The sequence below is a fragment of the Blastococcus sp. TF02A-26 genome (genome assembly GCF_003319125.1).
Lineage (GTDB): Bacteria > Actinomycetota > Actinomycetes > Mycobacteriales > Geodermatophilaceae > Trujillonella.
The window spans coordinates 39,167-49,250 of record NZ_QOHG01000028.1; the positions used below are offsets into that span (position 1 = coordinate 39,167).

Consider the following 10,084-nt stretch of genomic DNA (forward strand, 5'->3'; position numbering starts at 1 on the left):
GATGTAGGGAAGGCAAACCTAACCAACACCCGTCACGGAGAGGTCACGGTGTCTCGTTACCCTCGGGGGGTGCGTCCCGAGGGGTGGCTGGTCGTCGTCGACCTGCAGCAGGTGTTCCGTGATCCCGACTCGCCGTGGACGACGCCGCGCTTCGAGGAGATCCGCCCCAACGTCCGCCGGCTGGTGCAGGCGTTCGGCGACCACGTCGTCTTCACCCGGTTCGTCGCGCCCGAGAAGCCCGAGGGCGCCTGGGTCGACTACTACGAGCAGTACGACTTCGCGCTGCAGCCCCCGGACGCGCCGCTCTACCAGCTCGCCGAGGACCCCGGTCCGGCGCCGGTGCTCGACGCGATCACCTTCGGCAAGTGGGGGCCGGAGCTCGCCGGCATCGTGGGCGACGGGCCGATCACCGTGACCGGGGTGGCCACCGACTGCTGCGTGCTCTCCACCGTGCTCCCGGCCGCCGACGCCGGCGTCCCGGTGCGCGTCGTGTCCGACGCCTGCGCCGGGGCCAGCGACGAGGCCCACGATGACACGCTGCAGATCCTCGGCTGCTACGCGCCGCTGGTGCAGGTGGCCACCACCGCCCAGGTCCTCGGCGGCCTGGAGTCGGGCGGCGGGGCCTGAGCGTCCCGCCGGTCCCGGACGCCCGGTTGCCCGACGGCTGGACGGTCCGGCTGGACCCGGGCGTCCGCCGCAGGGACGGCGGGACGGCGCTGCTCGGCGGATCGCCGCTGCGGCTGCTGCGGTTGCGCCCCCGCGCGACGGAGCTGCTGCGGGACGACCGGCTGCTGGTCACGGACCCGGCGACGGCCGCCCTGGCCGGCCGGCTGCTGGACACCGGGGTCGCCCACCCCGACCTGGGCGCGCTCCCCGACCCCGGGACGGCGGTGACCGTCGTCGTCCCGGTGCGCGACCGCACCGCGGGGGTGGCGCGCCTCCTGGCCGCCCTGCGCGCGGATCCCGGCACCGCGGGCGTGCCCGTGCTGGTGGTCGACGACGGATCGGCCGACGCCGGTGGGCTCGCCGCGGTCGCGACCGCCTCGGACGCCCGCGTGCTCCGCAGCGACGTCTCCCGGGGCCCGGCGGCCGCGCGCAACACCGGCCTGCGGGCCGCGGACACCCCGCTGGTCGCCTTCCTCGACTCCGACTGCGTCCCGCGTCCGGGGTGGTTGCCGGTGCTGCGCCGCCACCTCGCCGATCCGCGGCTGGCGGTGGTGGCGCCGCGGGTGGTCGCCCTCGGGACCCCGACGGGGCGGCTCGCCGCGTACGAGACGGCGGTCAGCGCCCTCGACATGGGCGCGGCTGCGGCGTCGGTCCGTCCGCTGACGGCGGTCTCCTACGTCCCCAGTGCCGCGCTGCTCGTCCGGCGGGACGCGCTCGGCGACGGCTTCGACGAGTCGATGCGGGTCGCCGAGGACGTCGACCTGGTCTGGCGGCTGCACGCCGCCGGCTGGCGGGTCCGCTACGAGCCGGCCGCCGAGGTCGCGCACGAGCACCCCACGACGGTGACCTCGTGGCTGCGCCGCCGTGCCTTCTACGGCACCGGGGCCGCCCTCCTGGCGCAGCGGCACGGTGCGGCCGTGGCGCCGGTCGTCGTCTCGCCGTGGTCGGTCGCGGCGCTCGGCCTCGCCGTCTCCGGGCGGCCGGCCGGCCGGCTCGGCGCGGCCGGGGTGCTGGCCGTCGCCACGGCCCGCCTGGCCCGCCGGCTGACCCCACCCGGGGCCCGGCCGCCGGTCGCCCTGGCCGGCGGACTCGTGCTACGGGGGACGGCGACGGCCGGGCGCACGCTGACCCGGGCGGCGCTGCGGCACCACTGGCCGCTGGCGGTCGCCGCCGCGGTGCTCTCCCCCCGTGCCCGCGCGGGCCTGGCGGTCGCCGCCGTCGCCGACGGGCTCGCCGCCTGGTGGCCGCACCGCCGCACCGTCGGGCTCGCACCGTTCGTCGCCGCCCGCCGCGCCGAGGACCTCGCCTACGGCGCGGGCCTCTGGACCGGGGCCGTGCGGGCCCGCAGCCCCCGGGCGCTGCTGCCGGCGAGCCCTCCTCCGCTGTGAGCGGGCCGGGGGCCCTGGTGCGCGGCCGCTCCACCAGGGACGATGGTCGTGACATGAGCCACATCCCTGGTCCGAGACCGTGACCGCCTCCCCGTGGCTGGCGCTGCCCGAGGGGCGGCCCGACGCTGCGCTCACCCGCCGGCTGCGCGCCGCGCACCAGGCGCTGGTGACGGCCGGCCCGCGCCCGCCGCAGCAGGTCCGCAGCGTCGTCTGGGAGTCCTGGCGGCGCAGCCTGAGCAGCGGGATCGACCCCGACGGCGCCGCGCCGCCGGTCGACCTCGTCGACGACGACCTGGAGGCGCTGCGCGCGTCCCACCCGCTGGCCCCGGTGCTGCCGGTGATCCGCAAGCTGCTGGTCGAGGACGCCGAGGACGACCGGATGATCGTCGCGGTCACCGACGCCACCGGCCGGATGCTCTGGGTGGAGGGCGACTCCCGGCTGCGCAGCCGGGCCGCGGGGATGAACTTCGTCGAGGGCGCCCGCTGGGCCGAGGACGTCGCCGGCACCAACGCCCCCGGGACGGCGCTGGCGCTGGACCACGCCGTGCAGATCTACGGCAGCGAGCACTACCGCCGGCCGGTCCAGCCGTGGAGCTGCTCGGCGGCCCCGGTGCACTCGCCGGTCACCGGCGAGCTCCTCGGGGCCATCGACGTCACCGGCGGCGACCACGTGGCCAGCCCGCAGATGCTGACCCTCGTCCGCGCCACGGTGGCCGCGGTGGAGGCGGAGCTGCGCTGGCTGCACCGCGCGGCGGTGGAGGCCCGGACCGGACCGCCGCCGGAGGTGCGGCGGCCCGCGGCGCGGCTGGAGGTCCTCGGCCGGGACCGCGCCCGGCTCGTGCTGCCCGCCGGCCCGCTGCCGCTGTCGCTGCGCCACTCCGAGCTGCTGCTCCTGCTGGCCGAGGCCGCGGGGGAGGGGCGGACCGCCGAGCAGCTGGCCGCCGAGTGCCACGGCGCCGACGCCCCGGCCGTCACCGTGCGCGCGGAGCTGTCCCGGCTGCGCCGGCTGGTCGGCGCACACCTGGTCGGCTCGCGTCCCTACCGCCTGGTCGGGCCGCTCACCACCGATCTGGACCGGGTCCGCCGGCTGCTCGACCTCGGCGCGGTGGCCGAGGCGCTCGAGCGCTATCCCGGAGCCGTGCTGCCCCGTTCGACCGCCCCCGGCGTGGCCGCGGCGCGGGAACGGCTGGCCGGCCGGCTGCGCGCCGCCGTCCTCACCGCCCGCCGGCCGGAGCTGCTGCTGCGCTACAGCCGGCTGCCCGAGGCGCAGGCGGACGTCGCCGTGTGGACCGCCTGCCTGGAGGTGCTGCCGGTGGGCTCGGCGCGCCGGGCCGCCGTCGCGGCCCACCTCGGCCGGCTGCGACACGCCCGCCGCCCCGGCTGACGCGTCACAGCGGGGAATGCCCGCCGCGCGTGCTGCCTTGGCCGGTACACGTGAGCGCAGCCCCCGACGTCGCCCCCGCCCGGCCCGTGGCCCCTGCGCCGGCGGCGCTGCCGTCCCGCCGTCGGGTGGTCGCCGCGATCGCCGCGCTGGCGGTCGGCGGCTTCGCCATCGGCACCACCGAGTTCGTGACCATGGGGCTGCTGCCGGAGATCGCCGACGGCGTCTCCGTCGACATCCCCACCGCCGGGCACATCATCTCCGCCTACGCACTCGGCGTCGTCATCGGTGCGCCGGTCATCGCCGCACTGGGCACCCGGCTGCCCCGTCGCGGGCTGCTGCTCGGGCTCATGGCCGCCTTCCTGCTCGGCAACGTGCTGAGCGCGCTCGCCGCCGGCAACGGGATGCTCCTGGTCGCGCGGTTCCTCAGCGGGCTGCCGCACGGCGCCTACTTCGGTGTCGCCTCCCTGGTCGCGGCCTCGCTGGTCGTGCCGGAGCAGCGCGGCCGGGCGGTCAGCTCCGTGATGCTCGGCCTGTCGGTCGCCAACGTCGCCGGCGTCCCCGCGGCCACCTGGCTGGGCCAGACCCTGGGGTGGCGGTCGGCGTACTGGGCCGTCGTCGTCCTGGCCGCGATCACGCTCGCGGCGGTCGTCGCCGTCGTCCCGCGGATCCCGCCGGCGGAGGGGGCGTCGATCGTCACCGAGCTGGGCGCGCTGCGCCGGCCGCAGGTGCTGCTCACCCTCGCCGTCGGGGTCGTCGGGTTCGGCGGCATGTTCGCGCTGTACAGCTACATCGCGCCGCTGACCACGGACGTCACGGGCCTCTCCCGCGGCGCCGTCCCGTGGGTGCTGCTCACCTTCGGGCTCGGCATGGTGGCCGGCACGGTCCTGGGCGGCCGGCTGGCCGACCGGGCGCTCTTCGCCTCCCTGGTGGGGGCGTCGGTGGCGATGGGCCTGCTGCTCGCGCTGGTGTCGATCGCCTCGTCCACCGGCCCCACGCTGTTCGCCGCGGTGTTCCTCGTGGCCGTCGCTTCGTCGGTGTTGGTGGTCTGCCTGCAGCTGCGGCTGATGGAGGTCGCGGTCGACGCGAAGATGCTCGGCGCGGCGCTCAACCACTCCGCGCTGAACGCGGCCAACGCCCTGGGGGCGTGGCTGGGCGGGGTCGTCATCGCCGCCGGTGCCGGGTACCGGGCGCCGTCCCTCGCGGGGGCCGGGCTCGCCGCCCTGGGCCTGGTCGCCCTGGTCGCCTCGGGACTGCTGGAGCGCCGTCAGCGGGTGTAGTGCAACCTCGCTGCAACGTTGTCGGCAACGCGCTGACCTGCGCGGACGTCCCTCGAGCGGCGCCGCCGACCGTCGCCGGTACGGCACGACGTGGCCTGGGTCACTCCCGCGTTGACACACTCGCGCAGCGCCCGGTCCGCCGGGTCGCGACGTCCAGTCCTGCGACGAAGCGAGGTTCCTCGGTGACGTCCATCAACGTGCGTGTCGACGGAGCGTCGTACAGCGACGACGTCGAGCCGCGCACCCTCCTGGTCCACTACCTGCGCGAGCAGCTGGGGAAGGTCGGCACCGTCGTCGGCTGCGACACCAGCAACTGCGGCGCCTGCACGGTCCACCTCGACGGCCAGGCGGTGAAGTCCTGCACCGTCCTCGCCGTCCAGGCCGACGGCCGCGAGGTCACCACCATCGAGGGCCTGGCCGGCGGCGGTGCCCCCGACGCGGCGCTGCACCCGGTGCAGAAGGCCTTCCACGAGATGCACGGCCTCCAGTGCGGGTTCTGCACGCCCGGGATGATCATGGCCTCGATCGACCTGCTCAACGAGAACCCGAGCCCCAGCGAGACCGAGATCCGCGAGGGCATCGAGGGCAACCTCTGCCGGTGTACCGGCTACCAGAACATCGTCCGCGCGGTGCAGCAGGCCGCCGGTGAGCTGTCCGGGTCGGCGGGGGGTCAGGCATGACCGTCACCGAGGAGCCGCAGGCCGCCAGCGGGACGGACACGGCCCCGCAGAAGGAGATCGGGCAGGCCCGCCGCCGCAAGGAGGACGCCCGGCTGATCACCGGCCGGACGACGTGGACCGACAACATGGTCCTGCCGGGGATGCTGCACATGGCCGTGCTGCGCAGCCCGGTCGCGCACGGGCGGATCACCGCGCTCGACGTCACCGCCGCCAAGGAGGCGCCGAACGTCGTCGCCGTCTACACCGGCCGCGACCTCGCCGAGGAGCAGGGCTCCATCCCGTGCGCCTGGCCGGTCACCCCGGACATGGTCAACCCCGGGCACCCGTCGATCGCCGTCGACCAGGTCAACCACGTCGGCGAGGCGGTCGCCATCGTCATCGGCCGCAGCCGGAGCGCCGCGGCCGACGCCCTCGAGCTGATCGACGTCGACTACGAGCCGCTGCCGGTCGTGCTGGACATGGAGGAGGCGATCGCCGAGGGGGCGCCGCTGGTCCACGACTCCACCGAGTCCAACCGCAGCTACCACTTCGTCTTCGACGCCGGCGAGGCGGGGACGGGCAGCGACACCGAGCAGGCGTTCGCCGACGCCGAGGTCGTCGTCAGCCGCCGGTTCGTCCAGCAGCGGCTGATCCCGGCGTTCATGGAGCCGCGCTCGGTCGTCGTCCAGCCGCAGGGCGACAACTACACGATGTGGTCGGCCACCCAGATCCCGCACATCCTGCGCGTGATGGCGGCGATGGTCACCGGCATCCCCGAGCACAAGCTCCGTGTCGTCGCCCCCGACGTGGGCGGCGGCTTCGGCGGGAAGCTGCAGGTCAACCCGGAGGAGATCCTCGCCCTCCTGGTGGCCCGGCGGCTGGGCAAGCCGATCAAGTGGACCGAGACCCGCAGCGAGTCGCTGATGACCGCCCACCACGGCCGCGACCAGATCCAGTACGTGGACGTCGCGGCCGACCGGGAGGGCAACGTGAAGGGCCTGCGGGTGCGCCTGCTGGCCGACATGGGCGCCTACCTGCGGCTGATCACCCCCGGCGTCCCGGCGCTGGGCGCGTTCATGTTCCCCGGCATCTACAAGTTCGGGGCCTACCGCTTCGAGTGCGACGGGATCTTCACCAACAAGGTGCCCACCGACGCCTACCGCGGCGCCGGCCGGCCCGAGGCGACCTTCGCCGTCGAGCGGATCATGGACGAGCTCGCCGTCGAGCTCGGCATGGACCCGCTGGAGCTGCGCCGGAAGAACTGGATCAACGCCGACGAGTTCCCGTTCACCACGGTGGCCGGCCTGGCCTACGACTCCGGGGACTACGAGACGGCGACGCAGGAGGCCCTGCGCCTGCTGGGCTACGACGAGCTCCGGGAGGAGCAGCGCCGCCGCCGCGAGTCCAACGACCCGGTCCAGCTGGGCATCGGGTTCTCCACCTTCACCGAGATGTGCGGGCTGGCCCCCTCGCGGGTGCTCGGCTCGCTCTCCTTCGGCGCGGGTGGCTGGGAGCACGCGTCCATCCGGATGCTCCCGACCGGCAAGGTCGAGGTCGTCACCGGCTCGACGCCGCACGGTCAGGGCCACGAGACGGCGTGGAGCCAGCTGGTCGCCGACTCCCTCGGCGTCCCGTTCGAGGACGTCGAGGTGCTGCACGGCGACACCGCGATCGCCTCGCGCGGCCTGGACACCTACGGCTCCCGGTCACTGGTCGTCGGCGGGTCCGCGGTGGTCAAGGCGGCCGACAAGGTGATCGCCAAGGCCCGGAAGATCGCCGCGCACCTGCTGGAGGCGAGCGAGGACGACCTGGAGTTCAGCGGCGGGAAGTTCTCCGTCCGCGGGACCCCCGGTGCCTCGCTCGGCATCCAGGAGATCGCCCTGGCGATCTTCGCCGCGCACGACTACCCCGAGGGGATCGAACCCTCGATCGACGCGGAGGCGACCTTCGACCCGGAGAACTTCTCCTTCCCCCACGGCACGCACATCTGCGCCATGGAGGTCGACACCGAGACCGGGTTCGTCAAGATCCGCAAGTACGCGTGCGTGGACGACGTCGGCACCATCGTCAACCCGCTGATCGTGGAGGGGCAGGTGCACGGCGGCCTGGCCCAGGGCATCGCCCAGGCCCTCTACGAGGAGGCGGTCTACGACGCCGACGGCAACCTGACCACCGGCACGTTCGTCGACTACCTGCTGCCCTCGGCGGCGGACCTCCCGCACTTCGACACGGGCAACACCGTGCACGAGGCGCCGGGCAACCCGATCGGGGCCAAGGGGGTCGGGGAGGCCGGCTGCATCGCCAGCACGCCGGCGGTGGTCAACGCCGCGCTCGACGCCGTCCGGCACCTCGGCGTCGCCGACATCCGCATGCCGCTGACCCCCGAACGGGTGTGGCGGGCCGTCCACGCGGGAGGCGACGGCGGCGACCGGGCCCCCGACCGCACCAACGCACAGGCCGTCGACTCCGCGCAGGCCCCGGCCGCCGGCTCCCAGGGAGGTGTCCAGTGATACCCGCTCCGTTCGCCTACGCCCGGCCCACCACGGTCGACGAGGCGTTGCAGGCGATCGCCGACGGCGGCGAGGACGTCAAGATCCTCGCCGGCGGGCAGTCGCTGATCCCCGTCATGCGGCTGCGGCTGGCCGCGCCGGAGACCGTCGTCGACCTCGACCGGGTCGACGAGCTGCGCGGCGTGCGCGAGGACGGCGACGCGCTCGTCATCGGCGCGATGACGACGCACGCCGACGTCCTGCACGACCCGCTGATCGGGCAGTACGCACCGCTCATCGCGCAGGCGACCGAGACGGTGGCCGACCGCCAGGTGCGTCGCCGGGGGACCTTCGGGGGCGCGCTGGCGCACGCCGACCCGGCCGGCGACCTGCCGTCGGTGGCGCTCGCGCTGGACGCCGAGTTCGTGATCGCCGGCCCGAACGGACGGCGGACGGTGCCCGCGGCCGACTTCTTCGTCGACTACCTCACCACCGCCCTGGAGGAGGGGGAGCTGCTCGTCGAGATCCGGGTGCCCAAGCTCGCCGGGCAGTGGGGGATGCGCTACGAGAAGTTCAACCGCGTCGCACAGGCGTGGTCGATCGTCGCGGTGGCCGCGGCGGTGCGCCGGGAGGACGGGCACATCGCCGAGGCGCGGATCGGGCTGACCAACATGGGGCCGACCCCGCTGCGGGCGCGGGCCACGGAGGCGGCCCTGGCCGGGGCCGAGGCCAGCGCCGAGGCGATCGCCGCCGCGGCCCGGTCGGCGGCCGAGGGCACCAGCCCCAGCAGCGACCTGAACGGGCAGGCGGACTACCGCGAGCACCTCGCCCAGGTGCTGACCCGGAGGGCGGTGTCGGCAGCCGCCGGGCTGTAGCGTGAGACACAACCCCGTCATCGTGTTCCACCGGCTCGGCCGGCCCGACCCCACCGGCGGGCCGGCCGGGCCGTCCACCGTCAGGAGGTCGCCCCGTGCAGCTGGAGAACTCGTTCACCGTCCCGGTCCCCATCGACGAGGCCTGGCGGGTGCTGCTGGACATCGAGCGGATCGCCCCCTGCATGCCGGGAGCGGCGCTGGACTCGGTGACCGGTGACGACTTCACCGGCCGGGTCAAGGTCAAGCTCGGGCCGATCAACCTGACCTACCAGGGCAAGGCCTCGTTCGTGGAGAAGGACGAGGCGGCGCACCGGGCAGTGATCGACGCGCGCGGCAAGGACCAGCGTGGCAACGGCACCGCCGCCGCCGTCGTCACCGCGACGCTCGCCGCCGAGGGCGACGTCACGCGGGTCGACGTCCTCACCGACCTGAACATCACCGGCCGCCCGGCGCAGTTCGGCCGCGGCGTGATGACCGACGTCGGCAACAAGCTGCTCGGCCAGTTCGCCGACAAGCTGGCCGCCCAGCTCGGCGAGGGCGACGCCCAGGGCGACGCGGAGCGCAGCGCCGCCGCGAAGGCGGCGTCGACGGTGACCGGTGTCGTCGAGGAGGTCGCGGCCTCGGTGGAGCAGACGCCGGGGGACAACGCGGCCGCCGAGACCGCCCGCAAGGCGGGGACGGCGGCGAAGAAGACCGCCGCTGCCGCGACCGACGCCGCGGGCGGTGGCGGCAAGGCCCCCGCCAAGAAGGCGCCGGCGAAGAAGGCTGCTCTCGCCGCGACCGACCAGGCCCCGGCGGCGACCGACACCGCGCCGGCCGCGACCGACACCGCTCCGGCGGCCACCGGCGGCGAGCCGGCCGGGACGCCCGTCGCGGCCGACAGCCCGCCCTCGGACGCGACGCTGGCCGACCGGGTGCCCGGTGCCTCCGACGTGCCCGCCCGGCCGAGCTCGCCGCCGTCGGCCCCCAAGGCCCCGCCGACGCGTCCGGCCACCGGCGGGCCGGCGAAGAGCTCCCCGGCCACCATGCGCCCGCCCGTCGCCGAGCCCGAGCCGATCGACCTGCTCGAGGTCGCCGGCGGCGCGGCGCTGACCCGCTACGCCAAGCCGCTGGCCGGCGTGGCCGCGGTGCTGTTCGTGATCACGCTGGTCGTCCGCCGGCGCCGCCGCCGCTGAGCCGTCGGAGTCGCAGGGTGACGGACGGCGTCACCCTGCGACTCCGCTAGCTGTACTGCCCGGACAGGTTGGTCAATCGAGTGATGGGCGGTCGGTTCTCCGTCGCGGTGTGGGGCCGGTGATGGTTGTACTCGTGGAGCCAGCCCGGCAGTGCTTTGCGGCGGGCTGATT

General features: G+C 75.4%; 8 protein-coding genes and 1 pseudogene. 8 read left to right on the forward strand and 1 reads right to left on the reverse strand.

Translation table 11 applies throughout. The features are described 5' to 3' along the window. Positions 1-69 precede the first annotated feature (69 nt). The 8 genes from DQ240_RS22000 (at position 70) to DQ240_RS22035 (ending at position 9,913) form a co-directional block, all read left to right on the forward strand. Positions 70-627: a cysteine hydrolase family protein gene (locus tag DQ240_RS22000; RefSeq protein WP_113841847.1), complete on the forward strand. Its 558-nt coding sequence runs from the start codon at positions 70-72 to the stop codon at positions 625-627. Positions 628-653: 26 nt separating this feature from the next. Then, positions 654-2,054, forward strand: a complete 1,401-nt coding sequence (gene mftF, locus DQ240_RS22005; protein WP_233498905.1) for a mycofactocin biosynthesis glycosyltransferase MftF — start codon at positions 654-656, stop codon at positions 2,052-2,054. 79 nt (positions 2,055-2,133) lie between these two features. Next, positions 2,134-3,438, forward strand: a complete 1,305-nt coding sequence (locus tag DQ240_RS22010) for a GAF domain-containing protein (RefSeq protein WP_113841849.1) — start codon at positions 2,134-2,136, stop codon at positions 3,436-3,438. A 50-nt stretch (positions 3,439-3,488) separates the two neighbouring features. Continuing rightward, complete coding sequence (locus tag DQ240_RS22015; protein ID WP_233498906.1) at positions 3,489-4,715, forward strand: MFS transporter; 1,227 nt, start codon at positions 3,489-3,491, stop codon at positions 4,713-4,715. A 182-nt stretch (positions 4,716-4,897) separates the two neighbouring features. Beyond that, a complete protein-coding gene (locus DQ240_RS22020) occupies positions 4,898-5,395 on the forward strand; it encodes a (2Fe-2S)-binding protein (protein ID WP_113841850.1) in 498 nt (165 codons plus the stop codon). Continuing rightward, a complete protein-coding gene (locus DQ240_RS22025; protein WP_113841851.1) occupies positions 5,392-7,884 on the forward strand; it encodes a xanthine dehydrogenase family protein molybdopterin-binding subunit in 2,493 nt (830 codons plus the stop codon). The genes DQ240_RS22020 and DQ240_RS22025 overlap by 4 nt, the downstream gene beginning before the upstream one ends. Then, positions 7,881-8,738, forward strand: a complete 858-nt coding sequence (locus DQ240_RS22030; RefSeq protein ID WP_113841852.1) for a xanthine dehydrogenase family protein subunit M — start codon at positions 7,881-7,883, stop codon at positions 8,736-8,738. Before DQ240_RS22025 ends, DQ240_RS22030 begins: the two co-directional genes overlap by 4 nt. 95 nt (positions 8,739-8,833) lie before the next feature. After that, a complete protein-coding gene (locus tag DQ240_RS22035; protein ID WP_113841853.1) occupies positions 8,834-9,913 on the forward strand; it encodes an SRPBCC family protein in 1,080 nt (359 codons plus the stop codon). A 46-nt stretch (positions 9,914-9,959) separates the two neighbouring features. Here DQ240_RS22035 and DQ240_RS22040 read toward each other — a convergent pair. After that, positions 9,960-10,084 (reverse strand): annotated as a pseudogene (locus tag DQ240_RS22040) (integrase core domain-containing protein); the annotation flags it as partial.

What these genes read in the sequence shown, in the direction of transcription:
- DQ240_RS22025 (WP_113841851.1), top strand. Translation starts at nt 5,392, where the DNA reads ATGACCGTCACCGAGGAGCCGCAGGCCGCCAGCGGGACGGACACGGCC.